Annotated in this window: 17 protein-coding genes and 1 pseudogene; 9 read left to right on the forward strand and 9 right to left on the reverse strand. The window is 70.1% G+C overall.

What is annotated here, in order from left to right:
- The first annotated feature begins 207 nt into the window (after positions 1 to 207).
- A complete protein-coding gene (locus I2501_RS01190) occupies positions 208 to 969 on the forward strand; it encodes an aminoglycoside adenylyltransferase family protein (RefSeq protein WP_196191846.1) in 762 nt (253 codons plus the stop codon).
- On the opposite strand, the gene I2501_RS01195 is transcribed toward I2501_RS01190, so the two are convergent.
- Entirely contained in the window at positions 953 to 2656 is a 1704-nt protein-coding gene (locus I2501_RS01195; RefSeq protein ID WP_196191847.1) for a multicopper oxidase family protein, read from the reverse strand. The two genes, I2501_RS01190 and I2501_RS01195, sit on opposite strands and share 17 nt — an antisense overlap.
- Positions 2657 to 3028: 372 nt before the next feature.
- Between I2501_RS01195 and I2501_RS01200 the strand changes: the two genes are divergently transcribed.
- Entirely contained in the window at positions 3029 to 3835 is an 807-nt protein-coding gene (locus I2501_RS01200; RefSeq protein WP_236045722.1) for a G1 family glutamic endopeptidase, read from the forward strand.
- A gap of 161 nt (positions 3836 to 3996) precedes the next feature.
- On the opposite strand, the gene I2501_RS01205 is transcribed toward I2501_RS01200, so the two are convergent.
- From I2501_RS01205 to I2501_RS01220, 4 genes are read right to left on the reverse strand one after another with little or no spacing between them, the layout of a single operon-like run.
- Positions 3997 to 4659, reverse strand: coding sequence for an MBL fold metallo-hydrolase (locus I2501_RS01205; RefSeq protein WP_196191848.1), 663 nt, complete (start codon positions 4657 to 4659; stop codon positions 3997 to 3999).
- Positions 4659 to 5747, reverse strand: coding sequence for an S-(hydroxymethyl)mycothiol dehydrogenase (locus tag I2501_RS01210; protein WP_196191849.1), 1089 nt, complete (start codon positions 5745 to 5747; stop codon positions 4659 to 4661). Before I2501_RS01210 ends, I2501_RS01205 begins: the two co-directional genes overlap by 1 nt.
- A gap of 58 nt (positions 5748 to 5805) precedes the next feature.
- Positions 5806 to 6927: an aromatic ring-hydroxylating oxygenase subunit alpha gene (locus tag I2501_RS01215; RefSeq protein WP_196191850.1), complete on the reverse strand. Its 1122-nt coding sequence runs from the start codon at positions 6925 to 6927 to the stop codon at positions 5806 to 5808.
- A 57-nt stretch (positions 6928 to 6984) separates the two neighbouring features.
- On the reverse strand, positions 6985 to 9510 hold the full coding sequence (locus I2501_RS01220) for a GcvT family protein (protein ID WP_196191851.1): 2526 nt from the start codon (positions 9508 to 9510) through the stop codon (positions 6985 to 6987).
- A gap of 423 nt (positions 9511 to 9933) precedes the next feature.
- On the opposite strand from I2501_RS01220, the gene I2501_RS01225 reads away from it, so the two are divergent.
- The 3 genes from I2501_RS01225 (at position 9934) to I2501_RS01235 (ending at position 13433) form a co-directional block, all read left to right on the forward strand.
- Positions 9934 to 11499: an APC family permease gene (locus I2501_RS01225; protein WP_196191852.1), complete on the forward strand. Its 1566-nt coding sequence runs from the start codon at positions 9934 to 9936 to the stop codon at positions 11497 to 11499.
- A gap of 53 nt (positions 11500 to 11552) precedes the next feature.
- Complete coding sequence (locus I2501_RS01230) at positions 11553 to 11789, forward strand: hypothetical protein (RefSeq protein WP_196191853.1); 237 nt, start codon at positions 11553 to 11555, stop codon at positions 11787 to 11789.
- Between the two features lie 351 nt (positions 11790 to 12140).
- Positions 12141 to 13433 (forward strand): HNH endonuclease signature motif containing protein, encoded by a 1293-nt coding sequence (locus tag I2501_RS01235; RefSeq protein WP_196191854.1) that lies wholly within the window; start codon positions 12141 to 12143, stop codon positions 13431 to 13433.
- A 169-nt stretch (positions 13434 to 13602) separates the two neighbouring features.
- Here I2501_RS01235 and I2501_RS40905 read toward each other — a convergent pair.
- Positions 13603 to 13773: pseudogene (locus tag I2501_RS40905) on the reverse strand (DUF6308 family protein); the annotation flags it as partial.
- 218 nt (positions 13774 to 13991) lie between these two features.
- Positions 13992 to 14657 (reverse strand): DUF4097 family beta strand repeat-containing protein, encoded by a 666-nt coding sequence (locus I2501_RS01240; protein ID WP_196191855.1) that lies wholly within the window; start codon positions 14655 to 14657, stop codon positions 13992 to 13994.
- A gap of 291 nt (positions 14658 to 14948) precedes the next feature.
- Between I2501_RS01240 and I2501_RS01245 the strand changes: the two genes are divergently transcribed.
- The gene (locus I2501_RS01245; protein ID WP_196191856.1) at positions 14949 to 15446 is read left to right on the forward strand and encodes a DinB family protein; all 498 of its coding nucleotides are present in this window, start codon (positions 14949 to 14951) and stop codon (positions 15444 to 15446) included.
- A 159-nt stretch (positions 15447 to 15605) separates the two neighbouring features.
- Here I2501_RS01245 and I2501_RS01250 read toward each other — a convergent pair whose 3' ends face one another.
- Positions 15606 to 16379, reverse strand: a complete 774-nt coding sequence (locus I2501_RS01250; RefSeq protein ID WP_196191857.1) for an IclR family transcriptional regulator — start codon at positions 16377 to 16379, stop codon at positions 15606 to 15608.
- 160 nt (positions 16380 to 16539) lie between these two features.
- Here I2501_RS01250 and I2501_RS01255 point away from each other — a divergent pair, with 160 nt between their 5' ends.
- From I2501_RS01255 to I2501_RS01265, 3 genes are read left to right on the forward strand one after another with little or no spacing between them, the layout of a single operon-like run.
- Positions 16540 to 16860 (forward strand): bifunctional 3-phenylpropionate/cinnamic acid dioxygenase ferredoxin subunit, encoded by a 321-nt coding sequence (locus I2501_RS01255; RefSeq protein ID WP_196191858.1) that lies wholly within the window; start codon positions 16540 to 16542, stop codon positions 16858 to 16860.
- A gap of 11 nt (positions 16861 to 16871) precedes the next feature.
- The gene (locus I2501_RS01260; RefSeq protein WP_196192305.1) at positions 16872 to 18149 is read left to right on the forward strand and encodes an NAD(P)/FAD-dependent oxidoreductase; all 1278 of its coding nucleotides are present in this window, start codon (positions 16872 to 16874) and stop codon (positions 18147 to 18149) included.
- Positions 18139 to 18900: a class I SAM-dependent methyltransferase gene (locus I2501_RS01265; protein ID WP_196191859.1), complete on the forward strand. Its 762-nt coding sequence runs from the start codon at positions 18139 to 18141 to the stop codon at positions 18898 to 18900. Before I2501_RS01260 ends, I2501_RS01265 begins: the two co-directional genes overlap by 11 nt.
- Positions 18901 to 19031: 131 nt before the next feature.
- Here I2501_RS01265 and betA read toward each other — a convergent pair whose 3' ends face one another.
- Complete coding sequence (gene betA / locus I2501_RS01270; RefSeq protein WP_196191860.1) at positions 19032 to 20726, reverse strand: choline dehydrogenase; 1695 nt, start codon at positions 20724 to 20726, stop codon at positions 19032 to 19034.
- Positions 20727 to 20769: the final 43 nt, after the last annotated feature.

Here is a 20769-nt window from a genome sequence, read left to right on the forward strand (position 1 = left end):
ACGAACAGTCACCATCTGTGCTCACCACGATGGTTGACGGTGAGAGTGTAATGACACATGCCACACTGCACCAGAACCGATGCGAGATTGTGTGAGATGTTGAAGGATGATGTTGGTTTTGCTTCCCCGGGCGCACCGTGAACAGCGGACTGCCGGCCCACCCATAAGGCAGTGCGATCGGACCGGGCGACAGGAGACACTGGCTCGGTGGATCAGATTCAGGAGATCGTGGGGTTGGTCGGCGGTGTGCTGGGCCCAGACGTCATCGGCGCTTACCTCCACGGTTCATCCGTACTCGGTGGCCTCAGGCCGGCCAGCGACGTGGACGTGCTGGTTGTCTCCCGGCGGCGGATGGACGAGCGGGAGCGACGGGCGCTCCTCGGCGGACTGCTCGGGATCTCCGGCTCCCGGAACAAGGTCCGCCCGGTCGAACTCACCGTGGTCGTCCAGTCGGAGGTCCGGCCGTGGCGATACCCTCCGACCGGCGACTTCCTGTACGGCGAGTGGCTGCGCGCCGAGTACGAGGCCGGGGAGGTCCCGAGGCCGGAGGCGATGCCCGATCTGGCCTTGCTGATCACCATGGCACTGGCTGGAGATCACCCGATCACCGGCCCGCGCCCGGCGAAGGTCCTCGACCCCGTCCCGCACTCCGACCTTGTCCAGGCCAGTGTTGCGGGCATCCCCGGCCTGCTCGACAGCCTGGACGGCGACACCCGCAACGTCCTGCTGACCTTCGCCCGCATCTGGAGCACGCTCGCCACCGGCCAGATCAGGCCGAAGGACGCTGCCGCCGACTGGGCCCTCGCCCAGCTCCCGCCCGAGCACCGCCCCGTCCTCGAGCACGCCAGGCAGCTCTATCTCAACTGCCGATACTCCGAGGAGAGCTGGAGCGCGACGTTGCAGGCGCAGGTGCGTCCGCATGTGGACCGCGTGCTCGCCGAGATCGACCGGTTCACGGGACCACGTTGATGTAGCTCATCATCCCGTTGTCCTCGTGCGCCGCTATGTGGCAGTGGAACATGTAGCGGCCGGTGAAATCGGTGAACGCGACGCGGATGACCACGACGCCCGGCTTGCCGTTGACCGCGTACGGGACCGGGATGATGTCCTGGTCGTGGGTGTAGGGCTGGGCGACGCCGTTGATCGACATCACCTGGAACGCCGAGGTGTGCAGGTGGAACGGGTGCACCTCGCCGCTGGTGTTGAGGATGGTCCACTCCTCGACCGTGCCCAGCTTCGCCGGGGTCGCGAAGACCGAGTTCGCGCCCATGGTGAACTGCTTGCCGTCGATGTAGAAGCTGTTGCCGTCCGCGCTCTCGGAGAGGACGACCGTGCGGTGCTGCGCGATCCGCGCGTCCTGCAAGCTCGGTGCGGACGTCGGGATGCGTCCGGAGACGGTCGGCAGGGGGTGGGCCGGGCGGCCGGAGACGTTCAGCTGGAGGAGCGGGACGTTCGGATAGGAGTCGCCCTGCGGGCCGTTGCTGTAGGCGAGGGTCCGCAGCCACGCGCGGCCGGGGTGCGCGGAGGCGGTCACCAGGACGTCGTAGCGCTTGCCCGGGGGCAGGAGCAGGGACGACGCGGTGGTGACCTGGGCGACCGGGGTGCCGTCCTCGCCGATCACGGTGAAGCGGTAGCCGTCGAGTTGGAGCTTGTAGAAGATGTCCGCCCCGGCGTTGGTGAGCCGCCACAGCTGGGTCTCGCCGGGGCGGATGGACAGCACAGGTCGCAGTTGCCCGTCGACCAGGCGGACGGTCGGGTTGTCCGAGTTGATGGACGTGGTGGCGGTGTTCTGGACGATGTGGCCGTGGCTGTCGATCTGGGCGTCCTTGAACACCATGGTGTGCGCGGTGATGTGACGCAGCGCGCGCGGCAGCAGCGACCGGTCGTCGCCGACTACCAGGGCTCCGGAGAGCCCGGCGAAGATCTGGTTCTCGACGTCGCCCGGCATGAAGGCGGTGGGGGAGGGGGAGGCGGACGCAGAGGGGGTCGACATGCCGGGCATGCCGGGCATGTTGGCCATACCACCCATAATGTCGTTCGTGGCTGACGAGGCGTCAGAGACGTCGCCGTCGTCGGTCACCATCGTGCCCGGCGCCGGGCATGTGGTGCCCATGGCGTGGCTGTGGTACCAGAACGTCCCCTGTGGGTGGTTGCGCGGGATCGCCAGGTGGTAGACCAGCGTCTTGCCCGGCGGGACGCAGAGGAAAGGATCGTCCGAGTCGCCGGTCGGCGACACGTGCAGGCCGTGGAAGTGCAGGTTGGTGGCCACCGGGAGGTGGTTGACCAGGCGGATCGTCAGGTCCGAACCGGGCTGCGCCCGTAGCGTCGGTGCGACGAACTGCCCGTTGTAGGACTCTCCCCACACTCGGCGCCCGGCGAGGTCGAAGCGCGTCTGCCGGGCGTCGAGGGTGATGGTGAGGCCGGGCTTGGCGCTCGCGTCCGCGTCGACGGGGTCCTGGAACGGGCGGCCTGCCACCATGCCCTTCTCCTGCTGCGCCGTCGACGGCGGTGTTGTGGAGTGCGGCGAAGGCGACGCCATCGCCTGTCCGGCGAAGACCGCCGCGACCACCGCAGCCGTCGCTGCCGCGATGGCGGTTGCGGTCAGTCGGCGGGATCTGCCGGTTTCCTGTGCCTTGCCCGGTATGTGACTGCTCATCGGATCCCCCGTTGCGCACGCCGGGGGGAGCTCACAGCTTTCCCCCCGAAAGCTCAGAAGTTTTTCAAAGGGAAGCATGTCAAGGGCGCCACGCCGAGGCAATCCCGAATGTGTAACAGCTGCTTTGCGGCCGCGTGACGACAGAGGAATCTCAGAAGTTTCTGCCTCGACCCTCTTTTCATCGTGTACGCGACACCTCTACGCTCCGGTACGGCAGCAGCACCACACCGCAGGGTGACACGCCCTCCGGGCCTGCCGGCGTTCCGCTCGAACCGCAACTCCCGTGCACGCTCGGCTACTTGCACGCTCGGTTACCTGCACGCTCGGCTACATGCACGATCAGTGAAGTGGACACCGTCCGAAAGGAATCCGATGCAGCTCCGCCATCTGCTCGCCCCCGGCTCGGCACTCGTCCTCATGGCCACCGCGTTCGCGCCCGCCGCTGCCGCGGCCACCAGCGCGGCAGTCGCCGGACCCGCCGTGCACGCCGCGACGGTCAACGCACCGATGCACCACGTCAGCGGGCAGCACGGCAGCGTCCCGTTCTTCATCAGCCACGGCGGCGGCGTCAAGCACGCCACCTCGACCAGCGACAACTGGTCCGGCTACGCGGCCAACGGCTCGACCTACACCAGCGTTTCGACCACCTTCGTGCAGCCGTCCGTGGACTGCTCGCAGGGCGACGGCTACTCCAGCTTCTGGGTCGGCCTCGACGGCTACAGCTCCAGCTCCGTCGAGCAGACCGGCACCGAGGCCGACTGCTCCGGCGGCCAGGCCTCGTACTCGGCCTGGTACGAGATGTACCCGGCGAACCCGGTGACCTACAGCAACACCGTCCAGCCGGGCGACACCATCACCGAGACGGTCAAGTACGCCTCGGGCGCCTACACCCTCACGCTGAAGGACTCGACCGAGGGCTGGACCAAGACGGTCACCAAGAAGGAGAGCGGCTTGGCCCGCTCCTCCGCCGAGGTTATAGCCGAGGCCCCGTACTCCGGCGGCGTCCTGCCGCTGGACGACTTCGGGACCGTCAACTTCAGCAACTCCACCGTGAACGGCAGCAACCTGGCGTCCACCAACCCGACCGGCATCAACATGGTCTCCGACTCGGGCACCCCCGAGGCCACCATCTCCTCGCTCAACGGCGGTGCCTTCTCCATCACCTGGAACAGCCTGTGACAGCAGCCTGAAACGGCCTGAAACGGTCTGACAGCCTGAAGCAGCCTGAACCCGAGACCATTTCCCGGCACCGCCCCGGCCCGCCCCCGTCGAGTTCCCCTCCCGACGGGGGCGGGCCCGGCTGCTGCCACAGCCAGGCCCGCCCGCGTGTCGCAGAAGAGTCAGTGGCCGCGGGCGATCCACTCGGCCAGGTGCGGGGCCTCCGTGCCGACGGTGGTCGAGTCGCCGTGGCCGGTGCGGACCGTGGTCTCCGGCGGCAGGGTCAGCAGCCGCTCGCGGATCGAGTCGACGATGGTCGGGAAGTCGGAGAAGGACCGGCCGGTCGCGCCCGGTCCGCCCGCGAAGAGCGTGTCGCCGGTGAAGACCGTGTCGAGCGCCGGCGCGTGCAGCGAGACCGCCCCGGGACTGTGACCCGGCGTGTGCAGGACGTGCAGGTCCACGCCCGCGACGTGCAGCACGTCACCGTCCTTGAGCGGGCCGTCCGGCTCGCGGTCGGGGTGGGTCATCCGCCACAGCGTCAGGTCGTCCGGGTGGAGCAGGATCGGCGCGCCCGTGCGCTCCGCGAGCGCGGGAGCGGCGTTGACGTGGTCGTTGTGCGCGTGCGTGCACACGATCGCCGTCACCCGCCGCCCGCCGACGGCCGCCGCGACGGCCTCCGCGTCGTGGGCCGGGTCCAGGACGAGCACCTCGCTGTCGTCGCCGACCAGCCAGACGTTGTTGTCGACGTCCCAGCTGCCGCCGTCGAGCGTGAACGTCCCCGAGGTGACCAGGAGTTCCACCCGGGCAGCGGGGACAGCGGGGACGGGCCCTGCGGACGGCGCCATCAGAACAGCACCACCGAGCGCAGTACGTCGCCGTCGCGCATCCGGTCGAAGGCCTGCTCGACCTCGTCGAGGGCGATGGTCTCGCTCACGAACGCGTCCAGGGGCAGTCGGCCCTGGAGGTAGAGGTCGATCAGCATCGGGAAGTCGCGCGAGGGCAGACAGTCGCCGTACCAGGAGGACTTGAGCGCGCCACCGCGCCCGAAGACGTCCAGCAGCGGCAGTTCGAGCTGCATCTCGGGCGTGGGGACGCCGACCAGGACGACCGTCCCGGCCAGGTCGCGGGCGTAGAAGGCCTGCTTGTACGTCTCCGGGCGGCCGACCGCCTCGATCACCACGTCCGCGCCGAAGCCGTCGGTGAGCTCCTGGATCGCCGCGACCGGGTCCGTCTCGCGCGAGTTGACGGTGTGCGTCGCGCCGACGTCGCGCGCCTTGGCCAGCTTCCGCTCGTCCACGTCGACGGCGATGATCCGCCGCGCGCCCGCCAGCCGTGAGCCGACGATTGCCGCGTCCCCGACGCCCCCGCAGCCGATCACGGCCACCGAGTCGCCGCGGCCGACCGCGCCGGTGTTGATGGCCGCGCCGATCCCGGCCATCACGCCGCAGCCGAGCAGCCCGGCGACGGCCGGGGAGGCGGCCGGATCGACCTTGGTGCACTGACCGGCGGCGACCAGCGTCTTCTCGGCGAACGCGCCGATGCCCAGCGCGGGGGAGAGCTCCTGGCCGGTCTCGGCGAGCGTCATCTTCTGGCGCGCGTTGTGGGTGTTGAAGCAGTACCACGGCCGTCCGCGCCGACAGGCCCGGCACTGGCCGCACACCGCACGCCAGTTGAGGATCACGAAGTCCCCCGGCGCGACCTCGGTCACGCCCTCGCCGACCTGCTCGACGATCCCGGCAGCCTCATGTCCGAGCAGGAACGGGAAGTCGTCGTTGATGCCGCCCTCGCGGTAGTGCAGGTCGGTGTGGCAGACGCCGCACGCCTGGATCCGCACCACCGCCTCGCCGGGTCCGGGATCGGGGACGACGATCGTCTCCACTCGCACGGGTTCGCCCTTGCCGGGGGCGACGACTGCTCGGACCTGCTGAGGCATGGAACGACACCTTTCGCGTGGAACGACGATCGGAGATGCGGCCTTGACGATCATGGAATCAGTCGCGCAGCCTGTCGGCAACCCAGGTGTGGAAGTCCCCGATGTGGTGCTCGCTGGGGACCAGCACTCCGCCCCGAGCATAGGCGCGCGAGTCCATGGCGGGCTGGCAACGCTCGCACGCGTCGAAGTCCTGCACGTTGACGCGGTGGAACAGCTCGACGGATCGGTCCAGGTCCGCGCCGGACTCGACCACGTCCGAGAGGAAGAGCCAGTCGCACTCCACGACGGTCCGGTCCGCGGCGAGGGGGTACATCCGGTGGACGATGGCGTGGTCGGGCACCAGGTTGACGAAGACCTGCGGCTTGACCGTGATGGCGTAGTACCGCCGGTCCTGCTCCGCCGAGACGCCGGGGATCCGGGTGACGCCCGGGCTGCCGTCGACGGTGAACCCCTGCGCCTCCTCGGCGAACTCCGCGCCGTGCCCGACGTAGTACTGGGCCGCGTAGCCCCCCGCGAACTCCGGCAGCATCTCGGTCAGTTCGGGGTGGATGGTGGCGCAGTGGTAGCACTCCATGAAGTTCTCGACGATCAGCTTCCAGTTGGCCTTCACGTCGTAGCGGACGCGTCGGCCGACGGCGAGCTCGTCGAGCTGGTAGTGGCCGATCGCCTCCGGATCGCCCAGCCGCGCGGTCGCGGCGCCGACGACGTCCTCCTCGAACGACGGCGGCTTCTCGGCCAGGCAGACCCAGACGTAGCCGAGCCACTCCCGGACGTGCACCGGGTGCAGCCCGTAGGTGGTGCGGTCGACGTCGGGCATCCCGGTCAGGTTGGGCGCGGCCACCAGCTTGCCGTCCAGCCCGTAGGTCCAGGCGTGGTACGGGCACTGGAACGCCCGTTTGACCTGGCCGGACTCCGTGGTGCAGAGCCGCGCGCCGCGGTGCCGGCAGATGTTGAGGAACGCCTTGACGCTCCGGTCGCGGGAGCGCGTCACCAGCGCGCTCTCGCGGCCCACCTGCACGGTCCGGAACACCCCCGGCGCGTCCAACTCGGCGGCGCGGACGGCGCAGAACCACATGGACTCGAAGATCCGCTCCTGCTCCCGCGCGAAGATCTGCGGATCGGTGTAGGCGGCGCCGGGCAGCGTGCTGATCAGACTCGGCGGCAGGTCGGTCGCGGTCACGTCGGTGGCCTTTCGACGAGAAGGACGAGACGAGAAGGGCAGGTGGGGTGGCACGTGCTAGCGCCGGATGCGGGCCATCTCCGGGTCGAACAGAGGCTCCGCGGCGACGGTGGCGGGCAGCCGCTCGCCGAAGTACTCGACCTGGACGCGGGTGCCGGGCGTCGCGGCCGTCGCGGGCAGCCAGGCGTAGGCGATGGACCGGCCGACCGCGTACCCGTAGGCGGCACTGGTGACGTACCCGATCACGGCGTTGCCCGGGCCGTCTGCGTCCCCGGCGTAGACCGGCTCCTTGCCCATCACCACGGCCTGCGGGTCGTCCAGGACCAGACAGGACAGCCGCCGCGCCACCGACTGCTCGGTGACGCCCGCCAGAGCCGCGCGGCCGACGAAGTCGCCCTTGTCCATGCGCACCGCGAAGCCGAGACCGGCCTCGTACGGGTTGTGCTCGGCCGTCATGTCGGTGCCCCAGGAGCGGTAACCCTTTTCCAGGCGCAGGCTGTTGAAGGCACTGCGACCGGCGGCGACCAGGCCGAGCGGTTCCCCGGCGCGCCAGAGCGTGTCCCACAGCTGTTGTCCGGCGTCCGCCGTGGTGTAGAGCTCCCAGCCGAGCTCGCCGACGTAGGAGAGCCGCATCGCGGTGACCGGGACATTGCCGAGGTAGGTCTGCCGCGCCTTGAAGTAGCCGAAGCCGCGGTGCGAGAAGTCGGCGTCGGTCAGCGGCTGGACCAGGTCACGGGCGAGCGGGCCCCAGACGCCCAGGCAGCAGGTCCCGGCGGTGATGTCGCGGACCTGGACGGAGCCTTCCTCGGGATGCCCGGCCTGCGGCAGCTGGCGGGTGAACCAGTCCAGGTCGAGGTTCCCGTTGGCGCCGACCTGGAAGCGCTGCTCGCCCAGTCGCGCCACCGTCAGGTCGCTGCGTACGCCGCCGGACTCGTCCAGCAGCAGTGTGTAGGTGACCGTGCCGACCGGCTTGTCGAGCTGGTTGGTCGTCAGACGCTGCAGGAAGGCGAGCGCGCCCGGCCCGGTGACCTCCAGGCGCTTGAGCGCCGTCATGTCGTAGAGCGCGACGCGTGAGCGGGTGGCCAGCGCCTCGGCACCCGCGATCGGCGACCAGTAGCGCGACGCCCACGCGCCCCGGCCGGGGACGTCCGCGACCTCGGGCAGGCCCGCGTTGGCCTCGTACCAGTGCGGCCGTTCCCAGCCCGCGGCCTCCAGGAACACCGCGCCCAGCTCCCGTTGACGTGCGTGGAAGGGGCTGACCCGGAGCGGGCGCGGCTCCTCCATCGGCTGGAGCGGGTGGACGATGTCGTAGACCTCGACGAAGTTCTGGCAACTGCGCTGGTGCACATAGGCGGGCGCGAGCTGGACCTGCTCGAAGCGGTTGAGGTCGCACTCGTGCAGGTCGGTCCGGGGCTTGCCGTCGACCAGCCACTCCGCCATCGCCTTGGCCACGCCCGCCGAGTGAGTCACCCAGACCGCCTCGGCGACCCAGAAGCCGCGCAGTTCCGGCGCCTCGCCGAGCAGCGGAAAGCCGTCGGGGGTGAACGAGAAGACGCCGTTGAAGCCCTCCTCGACCTTGGCACTCCCGAGCGCGGGCAGCAGCGCGCGGGCGTCGTTCCATGAGGGCTCGAAGTCCTCCTCGGTGAAGGCCAGCATCGAGGGCATCACCGGGGCGTCGGACGCGGCCGGGCGGTCGAGGTCGCCGCCGTCACCAGGGCCGTCAAGGGCATCGAGGGCATCGAGGTCGACGGGCAGCGGGCGGTGCGCGTAGGAGCCGATGCCGATCCGGTCCACGTGTTCGCGGAAGTAGAGGTCGCGGTCCTGGTGCCGCAGGATCGGCTTGGAGGCTTCCTGCGCTTCGGAGTTGTGCCCGGCCAGCGCCGGTAGGGGAGTGGTCCGCGCGTACTGGTGCGCCATCGGCACCAGTGGCACGGTCAGCCCGGCCATCCGGCCCACCTTCGGGCCCCAGAAGCCGGCGCAGGAGACGACGATGTCGGCGGGGAAGACACCCTGATCGGTGACCACGCCGGTGACCCGGCCGCCGGAGGACTCGATCCCGGTCACGGTGTGATGGCCGAGGAACCGCGCGCCGCGCGCGATCGCCCGGCGGGCCTGGGCCTCGCAGGCGTGCAGCGCCTTGGCGAGACCGTCGTCGGGGGTGTGCAGACCGGCCAGGACCCGGTCGCGGCCGAGCAGCGGGTGCAATTCGACGCACCGGTCGGCGTCGACGAGTTGGGCCCGCACGCCCCACGAGGCGGCGTAGCCGAGCTTGCGCTTCAGCTCCGCGACGCGCTCGGGTGTGGTGGCCACCTCCAGGCCGCCGACCTTGCGGAAGCACCACCGCCCGTCGAGGGAGAGCGACGCGTATTTGTCGACCGTGTAGCGGGCGAACTCGGTCATCGTCTTCGAGGCGTTGGTCTGGAAGACCAGCCCGGGGGCGTGCGAGCTCGATCCGCCGGTGGCGAAGAGGGGGCCCTGGTCGAGCACGGTGACGTCGGTCCAGCCGCGGGCGGTGAGTTCGTCGCTCAGCGCACAGCCGACGATCCCGGCGCCGACGATCACGACCTTCGGTTGAGCTGTCAAGAGATCCGTCCCCTCGGGAGGTCGATCGTTCCTGACGAGTTGCGGATAGCGCACTGCGATGCGTGATGGGGAACAGCGTCCGTCCGGGCTGATGCCCTGTCAAGATGCTTGGCGGGCCTGGCGATGCGGACGCGGGCCCGGCCGCCGGTGGCGTGCTGTCCCGAGCCGGTCCGAGCCGCTGACCGAACCCTTGACACCCCCTCGACGGCGCTCCCATACTCGGCGGCACGTTGCGGATGAAGGCATTTGTTGCACATGGCGCAACTCGCCCCGAAGGGTGGTGAGAAGGCCCCCGGCACCACCCCGGACCACCCCCTCGGAGCACCCCCGGACCACCGCGAACCACTCCGAACCACCCGGACCACTCCGAACCACCCGGACCACTCCGAAAACCCAGGACACCAGGACCACCTGGAGCTGCCCATGAGCACCTCGGGAAAGACCACCGCCCCCGGACAGCCGGGGGAGGACACCCGCGACCTGGCCCGCTTCGGCTACCGGCAGGAACTGGAGCGGTCCCTCGGCTCCTTCTCCAGCTTCGCCGCCGGGTTCAGCTACATCTCCATCATGACCGGCGTCTTCCAGCTCTTCGGCTTCGGATTCGGCGCGGGCGGGCCCGCGTTCATCTGGTCCTGGCCGCTGGTCTTCGTCGGCCAGCTCGCCGTCGCCCTCTGCTTCGCCGAGATGGCCGGGCAGTTCCCGCTGGCCGGCGGCGTCTACCAGTGGTCCAAGCAGATCGCCCGCCCGATCACCTCGTGGATGTCCGGCTGGATCATGGCGATCGGCGCGGTGGTCACGGCCGCGGCCGTCGCGGTCGCTTACCAGGTGATCCTCCCTCAGGTCTCGCTGGCCTTCGAGATCGTGGGCAGCTCCTCGGACGCGGGCCAGACCGCGACGCCCAACGGAGCCAAGAACGCGATCCTGCTCGCACTCGGCCTGGTGGTCTTCACCACGCTGGTCAACCTCGTCGGCGTCAAGCTGATGGCGAAGATCAACAACTTCGGTGTGGCGGTGGAGCTGACCGCCACCACCCTGCTGATCGCCATGCTCGCCATCCATATCCACCGTGGCCCGCAGGTCGTGCTCAAGACGGCGGGAACGGGGACCGGGCACTCCTGGGGCTACCTCGGCGCGTTCCTGGTCGCGTCCCTCATGAGCGCCTACGTCTTCTACGGCTTCGACACGGCGGGCGCGCTCGCCGAGGAGACCAAGGAGCCGCGCCGCCACGCCCCGCGCGCCATCATCCGCGCGATCAGCGCGGCGTTCCTCGCGGGCGGACTGCTGATGCTGATCGGCATGATGGCCGTCGGCGACATCAACTCCCAGGCGCTGGGCTCACTGGGCATGCCGTACCTGATCAAGTCCACGCTCGGCAACGGACTCGGCGACGTGTTCCTGGTCTGCTCGGCGATCGCGATCACCGTCTGCTGCCTGGCCGTCCAGACCGCCGCGATCCGGCTGATCTTCGCCATGGCACGCGACGGCCGGCTGCCGTTCGGGCACGCCATCGCCAAGGTCTCCCCACGCTCCAAGACCCCCGTCGTCCCCGCGCTGCTGACGGGGGCGCTGACCATCGCGCTGCTGCTGGTCAACATCGGGAACCAGCGCGTCTTCTACATCCTCACGTCGGTCGCGATCATCCTCTTCTACATCCCGTATTTGATGGTCACCGGCCCGATGCTGCTGCGCCGCTTGCGCGGCGAGTGGCCGCGTCCCCAGCACGGGCCGTATTTCAACCTCGGGCGCTGGGGTACGCCGGTGAACGCGTTTGCGGTTCTCTATGGCGCGGCGATGACGGTCAACCTGGCGTGGCCGCGCGCCGCTGTCTACGGGAGCGACCACTGGTACTACCAGTGGGGCGCGGTGGTCTTCACGGCGGTGATCACGGCCGTGGGCCTCGGCCTCTACCTGCGCTACCGCCGGTCGGCGACCGCCGGCCGGGAGGCGCTCCCGGATGCGGGCCCGGACGCGGTCGCCGAGGAGGCGTGAGGAGGAGGCGTGGGGAGGCGTGAGGGGGTCCGTCGGCCTGTCACCATGGGTGCATGATGTTCAGCGAGTGGGCAGAGCGGCACTACGGCAGCGAGGACCTGGCGCTTGTCGACTGTGTCGCGTCGATCGAGGCAGCGGCAGGCGACGACTTTGCGCAACTGTCGGCCGACACCAAGGCGAAGGCGGTCCAGCTCTTCATCAGCTGGATCGCGGAGCACCACCCCGACGGGCCCGCTACAGGAGCGCTGGCGGGCGAGTTCTTCGACGGGCTTCTGTCGGGGCAGGGATAGGGCAGGGGCAGGCACCTTAGAAATCGAACAGAATGACTAACTCGTTCGTGTTCGGAATATAGTCCTTGTGGGCCATGGTCGTGGGTGGGGTTGTGGCTTGATAATTGTTCTATGGACGCCTCGATGTTCGGGGGCGGGTGTGATGACGGTGATGGCGTCCATGGGTGGGGTGTTTCCCCGGAGTCCCAGGGTTCGTCGTCTGGTTCGGATGCCCGGCTCCCTTCAATTCCCCCTTCTGTTCCTTCTCCTTCGCCTGCGCCTGCTGGTGATGACTGGCTGCGTCTGCCGCAGGACGCGGCCGGTTCCCGCTTCGTTGCGGGGACTCCCTTCTCCTCGCGTCAGGCGCGGTTCGTGGATCCGCTGCGGACCCTTCCCGGGTGCGCGCGTGACCTGTTGACGGCGCTCGCCGACGAGGGTGATGACGCGTTGTTGGACGCGGGTGTGGATTTCCTCGCGGAGCAGTTCCTGGCTCTGGAGCGGTTGTCGGAGATGCTGGATGCGCAGAAGTTGCGTCGTCTGGCGGTGTTCGACCGCGTGGGCGGCGCTACTGCGGTGCGGTGTCGTTCGACGAAGGGGTTCCTGCGGACGCATGCGCAGATGGGCCAAGGTCACGCGAACCGCCTGGTGAACCTGGCGCGGGATCTGGACAAGCTCCCGACGATCCGTCAGGCCCAAGCGGAAGGGGCTCTGTCGACGGACCAGGTGGAGATCCTCGCGAAGGAGCTCGCCCCGATCGAGGACACCTCGGCCCGGCATCAGGCGGAGGTGTTGATGGTCGAGCAGACCCCGAAGCTCCACCTTGCCCACGTCCGTCAGGCGGCGAAGCAGATCCACGCCCACCTCGTCCCCGAGCAGGACGCGGACGCGACGGCGGTTCCGGCGGTGTTCCAGTCCTGGGTCAAGCTCTCCGCGACCGGCACCAGTGACCGGCCGTTCTGGGTCCTGTCCGGTGAACTCTCGCCGGTCGCGGGGGAGAAGCTGCGTGTGGCCCTGGAGGCGGCGATGGGTACCCCGGTCGAGGGCGAGACCCGGACCCACTCCGAGCGCATGGGCGACGCCCTCGAAACCGTGACTGATCTGGCGTTGGGTTCGGACAAGTTGCCGACGACGGGTGGGCAGCGTCCGCACCTGACCCTGAGCGCCGACCTCGACGCCCTCCGGCAGTCCTGCCCCACCCACCCCGCACTGACCGACGGGGGCGATGAGCTCTCCGGGCTGCTCCGGCCGAAGGCTGCGGCGACCACGACCCGGGGTTACGAGCTCCCCGCGTGGCAGGCGCGGAAGGAGGCGTGTGATTGCCAGCTCCGCGTGATCCTGACGCGCGGGCAGGACAAGCCGGTCTCCATCGGGCGCGCGACCCGCACCGTGCCCGCGCACCTGCGGGACGCGGTCATCGCCCGCGACCGGCACTGCGTGTGGCCCGGCTGCGACCGGCCACCGACCTGGTGCGAAGCCCACCACGTGACCCACTGGGCCGACGGCGGCGAAACCAGCCTGGGCAACCTGGCCCTGCTGTGCAACGAGCACCACACCGATCTCCACCAGACCGGCTGGGAACTCGAAATCAGGAACGGCCGACCCCACGCCGTCCCACCACCGGACACCCCACCCCCACCCAACACGCGATATCCGTACCGCGACTAGCTGATCGCTTCAGAATGATCGCGAAAGCCGCCGCAGGCAGAAGCTCGAGCAGGCGAGTTCGAGCAGTCCCTGGTGGAGGTCCGCCTAACGCTGGCCAGCGAACTGCGCGAACAGTGGGAGATGGACGTGCTGCGCCTGCACCGCGCCTGGCGGCACCGATGAGTGAAGATCAGACGGCAAACTTCCCTGGCTGCTTCCCGGCGTTCCACGCCACGACGTCCAACAACCGCAGGGGTACGACGTCTTCCGGGACGGCCTCCGCCAGCAGGCGCCACTCAGCCCGCCGAATAGCGAGATCGTGCTTCATGCATTCGGCCAGCAGGACGAAGAACTGGGCCCAGGAACGCTTGCCGTCCTTGGCTGGGTGAAGGAGACCCGCAGCCCGGGCTCCTCACAACCGACATACTCACGCGGCCAGCAACGCTCGCTGAGATTCAGGCGAGCAGCTGGGGACATCTCATCAGGCTCGCCTGAATGTCGTGACCAAGCGTCCGCTTGATCGTGGCGGTCGCCACCCGCCCGGCCGACCGGGCCTGATGCCCTGCCCCGGACACCTGTTCAGAGGCTGCGGGCGGTGATGTTGCCGTGGCCGGTGGTGGCGCGGATGTCGAGTGCGGTGGTGCCGTCGTTCTTCAGTGCGTTGCTGACGCGGCCGTGGCTGGTGCCGGCGTCGAGGGAGGCGGAGACGCCGGGGGTTGCGCCGACGGTGATGTCGCCCATCTCGGTGCGCAGCACGACCGCGCCGCTGGTGGCCTCGGCGATGCGGATCGCGCCGCGGGAGGTGCTGATCTGGGCGGGGCCGGTCAGGCGGCCGACCTCGACGTCGCCGTCGACCGCGGTCAGGCGGACGCCGGCGGCTTCGTCGATCTTGATCTGCTGGTAGGCGCCGTCGAAGACCACGTCGCCCAGGCGGCCGACGCCGCGCAGCTCGCAGGCGGAGGTGTGGGCCTCCAGGTGGGAGCCGGCGGGGAGCTGGACGGTGACCTCGACCGATCCGGAGGGGCCGAAGTACTGGTTCTTGCCCTCCGCGGTGCGGATCCGCAGGACGCCGTCGGCGTACTCGACGGTGGTCTGCTCGGCGGCCTTGACGTCGCGGCTCTTGTCGGGGTTGGCGGGGCGGACCTCGACGGTGGCGTCGGTCCGGTCGGCGGCGATGACCTGGATGCGCCCGGAGGCGACCTCGGCGACGACGGAGACCGGGGCGGTGGCGGCGAACTTCTGCATCGTTCTCTCCTGTGCTCGGGGCTTGCTGCCGTTGTTTCTGACATTGAGAACGCTACGTTGCGTTCAAGGCACTGGCAACAGTCTTGTTGCGCTCAATCAGTATCAATGCAGGTCAGAGCAGAGATTTCGTTGCAGTGAGTGTAAATCTAACGCAATAGCAGAAACCACAACCGTTGCAATGAGGCAAGAGTGAACGCTATGCCCGCGGCATCATCTGCCTGCGGCGCCTCCGCACGGCATCCTGAACGATCAGCAAGTCGGGTGTCAGTGCTGCCGGATACGGTCTGGCCCATGGCTGACACTGAACTGACCACGTTGCTCGCTGTCCTGAACAGCAAGCGCGCGCACGTCCTGGGCATTCTGGAGGGCTTGGACGAGGAGGCGCTGCGGCGCCCGGTGCTGCCGTCCGGTTGGACGTGTCTTGGACTGGTGCAGCATCTCGCTCTAGATGACGAGAAGTTCTGGTTCCGCGCCGTTGCGGCGGGGGAAAGGACCGCGATCGAGGAGGTCCTCGGGTCTGGGCAGGACGCGTGGCAGGTCGCCCCGGGGAAGGCGGCCGAGGAGATCTTCGACCTCTACCGCCGGGAGGGCGAGCTCGCGGATGCCCTCCTGGCCGGTGCCGACCTCGACGCGGCCCCCCGCTGGTGGCCGGACTTCTTCGGCGGCTGGCGGTACGACAACCTGCGCGAGGTCATCCTGCACGTGATCACCGAAACCGCCACCCACGCCGGCCACCTGGACGCCGTGCGCGAAATCATCGACGGCAGGCAGCGACTGGTCGTCACCTGACGGGGGATCGTCTCAGCTCGACGGGCGGCTATCGAGCACAGGGTCCGGGGCATCGCCGCCTTCGTGTCGGCCTACACGTGCGTCGCCGGCTCGCCGAGGGCGCGCTCAAGCCCTGGCGGCACCGATCAACCGGATCGGGTGGAGGGCCCGGCTGGCCGACTATCCGACGCGGATGTGGCCGAGGCGTGCGGAGATCTCCTCGGCCGCGGCGCGGACGGCGACCGCCACGTCCGCGAGGCGGGTCTCCGAGAGGCGGAAGGAGGGCCCGGACGCGCTGACCGCGGCGACCACCTGCCCGTTGTGGGCGTAGACCGGAGCGGCGACCGCGTTCAGCCCCGGCTCCAACTCCTCCACCGTGCAGGCGAATCCGTCCACCCGTGCGGCGTCGAGCTGGCCGCGTAGCTGCGCCGGGTCGGTCACCGTGCGTGGGGTGAAGCGCGGCAGCTCCAGGGTGAGGCGCTGCTCCAGGGCGGTGCCCGGCAGGTGGGCGAGGAGCACCTTGCCGCTGGACGTCGCGTGCAGCGGGGTGCGTTGGCCGACCCAGTTGTGCGTGGTGAGTGCGGACGGGCCCAGTACCTGGTCGATGTTGACGGCCGCGTCGCCGTCCAGGATCGCCACGTTGATGGTCTCGGCGACCTCCAGTGCCAGCCGCTCGCAGACCGGGCGGCTCTGCTGGGACAGGTCCAGCCGGACGGTCGCGGCTCCGGCCAGTCGGACCAGGCCCAGGCCGAGGCGGTACTTGCCGCGCTCGCCGGGCTGTTCGACCAGGCCGCGCAGCTCCAGGGCGGCGACCAGCCGGAAGGCGGTCGACTTGTGCACCCCGAGTTCGACGGCTATCTCGGTGACGCCCGCCTCCCCGCGCCTGGCGAGGAGTTCGAGGATGGTCACCGCCCGGTCCACCGACTGCACCGGGGACTCCGCGCTGTTGCTCATGGCGCAACCATAGGCACACGTGGTCGCGCGGAGGAAGGGTTGACAGGGCGTCAGCTGCCGGAAACCATGTTGCGTATGCCGAATCGAGTTGTGTAATACGCGACTGATTCGAGTAGTTGAGCACGCCCGGAGTCGTCCTTGGAGTCCCTGGAGGTTCCGCATGATCACGGTGTGCCGGATCGAAGACCTTCCGCCCGGCGAGGCACTGCGCGTCACCGAGGGCGTCCCCGCTCCTGTCGCCGTCTTCAACGCCGACGGTGTCTACTACGCGATCGACGACACCTGCACCCACCAGGACGCCTCCCTTGCCGACGGCTGGCTCGAAGGCTGCGTCGTGGAGTGCCCGCTGCACGCCTCCGCCTTCGACCTGCGCACGGGCCGCCCCAGCTGCCCGCCCGCGAAGGCGGCCGTGCGCACCCACCGCGTCTGCGTGCGCGACGGGTTGGTCCTGCTGGAGGTCACCGTCGGCGAGCCGGCGTGACGACCCCGACGCTGCGCACGATCACAGTCGTCGGCGCCTCGCTCGCCGGGCTGAGCACGGTGCGCGAGCTGCGCGCCCAGGGCTACGACGGGCGCGTGGTGGTGGTCGGGGAGGAGCATCATCTCCCGTACGACAGGCCGCCGTTGTCCAAGGACTTCCTCGCGGGGGGCTGTGACGCGGACGCGCTGGCCCTCGGCGACCCGGACGAGTACCGGGAGCTGGCCGTCGACTGGCTGCTCGGCGAGCGCGCGGTCCGGCTCGACCCCGCGGCTCGCACGATCACGCTGGCCGACGGACGTGAACTGCGAACCGACGCCGTGGTCGTGGCGACCGGAGCTCGTCCGCGCACGCTGCGCGGAGCCGACGGACTGCGCGGCGTGCACACGCTGCGCACCCTGGACGACGCCGTGGCGCTGCGCGACGCGCTTGCCGTCGGGCGTCCCCGAGTCGTCGTCATCGGCGCTGGGTTCATCGGCGCGGAGGTGGCCTCTGCCGCGCGTGGGAGAGGACTGGACGTCACCGTCGTCGAGGCGGCGCAGGTGCCCCTGGAGCGGGCGCTGGGCCCGGCGATGGGCCGCGTCTGCGCCGCGCTCCACGCCGACCACGGCGTCCGCCTGGTGTGCGGTGTCGGTGTCGCTTCCCTGGAGGGGCGCGGGCCGGAGGAGCGCGGGTCGGAGGGGCGCGGGCACGTGACCGGCGTCCGGCTGGCGGACGGGCGGGTGCTCGCCGCCGACGTGGTCGTGGTCGGCGTGGGCGTGCAGCCCGCGACGGAGTGGCTCCGCGGCTCCGGGGTGCGCGTCGATGACGGCGTGCTCTGCGACGCGGGGTGCGCGAGCAGCATCCCCCGCGTGGTCGCCGCGGGCGACGTGGCGCGCTGCCCGCACGCCTTCGTCGGCACCGACGTCGGCGCGACGCGCATCGAGCACTGGACCAACGCGCTGGAGCAGCCCAGGACCGCCGTGCGGACCCTGCTGTCGGGCACATCCGCGCCGGGACCGACCGCCCCGCCGTACTTCTGGTCGGACCAGTACGGCGTCCGGATCCAGCTGGCCGGACACGTGCGCCCGGGCGACGTCCCGGAGGTCGTCCACGGCGACCTGGAGGCGCGTTCCTTCGCCGCCGTCTACCGCCGCGACGGTCGCGACGGTCGAGATGGAGGCCACGGACGCGACGGTCGCCACGTGGCCGTTCTCGCCGTCGACCAGCCCAAGCTCTTCGCCCGGCTCCGCCGCACGCTGACCCTTGCGCCCGACGCAACACCGCTGCTGGGATGCAGGGATGGGAACTGAGACACGAGCCGCGCTCTACGACTCCATCGGCGTGGGATACGCCACCATGCGCCGCGAGGACCCGCGATGGCGGGCGCGGATCCTGGAGGCGCTCGGTGACGCCGCGCCCGTGCTGAACGTGGGCGCGGGAGCCGGGTCGTACGAGCCCGACGACCGGCGGGTGGTGGCCCTGGACCCCTCGGCCGCGATGCTCGCCCAACGGCCTGCGGGCGCGGCCCCGTGCGTGCTCGGGGTGGCCGAGCAACTGCCCGCTGCCGACGGCGCGTTCGGGGCGACGTTGGCCGTGCTGACGGTGCATCACTGGCCGGACTGGCGGCGCGGCCTGGCCGAGCTGCGGCGGGTGGCTCCCCGGCAGGTCGTCGTGGCCACCGACACCGACCAGCTCGCGCGGTTCTGGCTGACCCGCGACTACGTGCCCGAACTCGCCCGCTATGAGCGACGGCAGATCAACGCGGCCCAGGTCGCGGCCGAGCTCGGCACCGAGGACGTCCGCACGATGTGGATCCCGGGCGACTTCAGTGACGCCGTCTACCCGGCCTTCTGGCGCCGTCCCGAGGCGTTCCTGGACGAGGAGCTGTGGCGGCACTCCTCCGCCCTGGCCAAGCTCGACCCGCAGGTCCGCCGCCGTGGCATCGACCGACTTGCCTCCGACCTCGCCGACGGGACGTGGCGGGAGCGCAACGCGGAGCTGCTGCACCAGGACGCGTTCGACGGCGGCTTCCGCCTGGTGGTGGCCGGAGCGACCGGCTGACGCCGCCCACGCGGGGAGGCCCCGCGCCCCGGCCGACAGGCCCCGCTTCCCGGCCGACAGGCCCCGCTTCCCGGCCGAGAGGCCCCGCCCCCCGCCGGGACAGCCGAAGGCGGGGCCTCACCCGTGCGTTGTCAGTCGCTTTCGGCCTTGCGGTGCCGGTAGAACTCGCGGTGGTCCGGATCGAGCGGGGTGTTGCCGAGGATCAGGTCGGCGGCCTTCTCCGCGAGCATCATCACCGGGGCGTAGATGTTGCCGTTGGTCACGTACGGCATCGCCGACGCGTCGACCACGTGCAGCCCCTCCAGCCCGTGGACCTGCATCGTCGTCGGGTCGACGACCGACATCTCGTCCGTGCCCATCCGACAGGTGCAGGACGGGTGCAGGGCGGTCTCGCCGTCCCGCCGGACCCAGTCCAGGACTTGCTCGTCGGTCTCGACCTCCGGGCCGGGGGAGATCTCGCCGTCGCTGAACGGGGCCAGCGCGGGCTGCCGGAGGATCTCGCGGGTGACCCGGATCGCCTCCACCCACTCGCGGCGGTCCTGTTCCGTCGACAGGTAGTTGAACCGCAGGGCCGGGCGCTCGCGCGGATCGCGGGACTTGATCTTCACCGAGCCCCGGGAATCCGAGTACATCGGGCCGATGTGCACCTGGTAGCCGTGCCCGCCCGCCGGGGCGGAGCCGTCGTAGCGGACCGCGATCGGCAGGAAGTGGAACATCAGGTTGGGGTAGTCCACGTCCTCGTTGCTCCGGACGAAGCCACCGCCCTCGAAGTGGTTGGTCGCCCCCGGCCCGCTGCGCAGGAAGAGCCACTGCGCGCCGATGAACGGCCGCCGCCACATCTTCAGCTGCGGCTGGACCGACACCGGCTGCCTGCACGCGTGCTGGACGTAGACCTCCAGGTGGTCCTGGAGGTTCTCGCCGACCCCTGGCAGGTGGTGCACCGGAGTGATGCCCAGCTTCGACAGCTCGTCCGCGTTGCCCACACCCGAGAGCTGGAGCAGCTGCGGCGAGTTGATCGCTCCGCCGCAGAGGATGATCCGCCCGCCGCTCACCCGCTGCGGTGTGCCGCGCCGCGGCGTGTACTCGACGCCGACCGCCCGCTTGCTGCCGTCCTTGCCGTTCGTGCCGTCCTTGCTGTCGAAGAGGACGCGGGTGACCAGCGCCCGGGTCCGCACCTCCAGGTTGGGGCGGTCGAGGACGGGGTGCAGGTAGGCGCGGGCGGCGCTGAGCCTGCGGCCCCGGTGGAGGTTGCGGTCGAAGGGCGCGAAGCCCTCCTGGCGGTAGCCGTTGACGTCGTCCGTGAGCGGGTGGCCCGCCTGCTGGACGGCGTCGAAGAAGGCGCCGAACAGGGGGTTGGTGGCAGGCCCACGCTCCATGGTCAGCGGACCGTCGTGGCCGCGGAACGTGTCGTCCTCGTCGGCCAGGCAGTTCTCCATCCTCTTGAAGTACGGCAGGCAGTGGGCGTAGTCCCAGGTCTTCATCCCCGGATCGGCACCCCAGCGCTCGTAGTCGAGCGGGTTGCCGCGTTGGAAGATCATGCCGTTGATGCTGCTGGAGCCGCCGAGGACCTTGCCGCGCGCGTGGTAGATCCGCCGCCCGTTCATGTGTGGCTCGGGCTCGGACTCGTACTGCCAGTCGTAGAAGCGGCTTCCGATGGGGAAGGTGAGCGCGGCCGGCATGTGGATGAAGACGTCCCAGGGATAGTCGGGACGCCCTGCCTCCAGGACGAGCACGCGGTTGGCCGGGTCCGCGCTCAGCCGGGCGGCGAGCGCGCACCCGGCCGAGCCTCCGCCGACGATGATGAAGTCGTACTGATGCATGGTCATGGGTTTCCTGCCGTAACTGTCGGCAACCGTGACGTCGACGGCG

Origin of the sequence: Streptacidiphilus fuscans, assembly GCF_015690355.1 — a bacterium.
Classification (GTDB): Bacteria; Actinomycetota; Actinomycetes; order Streptomycetales; family Streptomycetaceae; genus Streptacidiphilus; species Streptacidiphilus fuscans.

Bases quoted from the DNA above. Each gene is read 5' to 3' on its own strand.
- I2501_RS01195 (WP_196191847.1), bottom strand. From the start codon at position 2,656: ATGAGCAGTCACATACCGGGCAAGGCACAGGAAACCGGCAGATCCCGC.
- I2501_RS01200 (WP_236045722.1), top strand. From the start codon at position 3,029: ATGCAGCTCCGCCATCTGCTCGCCCCCGGCTCGGCACTCGTCCTCATG.
- I2501_RS01205 (WP_196191848.1), bottom strand. From the start codon at position 4,659: ATGGCGCCGTCCGCAGGGCCCGTCCCCGCTGTCCCCGCTGCCCGGGTG.
- I2501_RS01210 (WP_196191849.1), bottom strand. From the start codon at position 5,747: ATGCCTCAGCAGGTCCGAGCAGTCGTCGCCCCCGGCAAGGGCGAACCC.
- I2501_RS01225 (WP_196191852.1), top strand. From the start codon at position 9,934: ATGAGCACCTCGGGAAAGACCACCGCCCCCGGACAGCCGGGGGAGGAC.
- I2501_RS01230 (WP_196191853.1), top strand. From the start codon at position 11,553: ATGATGTTCAGCGAGTGGGCAGAGCGGCACTACGGCAGCGAGGACCTG.
- I2501_RS01240 (WP_196191855.1), bottom strand. From the start codon at position 14,657: ATGCAGAAGTTCGCCGCCACCGCCCCGGTCTCCGTCGTCGCCGAGGTC.
- I2501_RS01245 (WP_196191856.1), top strand. From the start codon at position 14,949: ATGGCTGACACTGAACTGACCACGTTGCTCGCTGTCCTGAACAGCAAG.
- I2501_RS01250 (WP_196191857.1), bottom strand. From the start codon at position 16,379: ATGAGCAACAGCGCGGAGTCCCCGGTGCAGTCGGTGGACCGGGCGGTG.
- I2501_RS01255 (WP_196191858.1), top strand. From the start codon at position 16,540: ATGATCACGGTGTGCCGGATCGAAGACCTTCCGCCCGGCGAGGCACTG.
- I2501_RS01265 (WP_196191859.1), top strand. From the start codon at position 18,139: ATGGGAACTGAGACACGAGCCGCGCTCTACGACTCCATCGGCGTGGGA.
- betA (WP_196191860.1), bottom strand. From the start codon at position 20,726: ATGACCATGCATCAGTACGACTTCATCATCGTCGGCGGAGGCTCGGCC.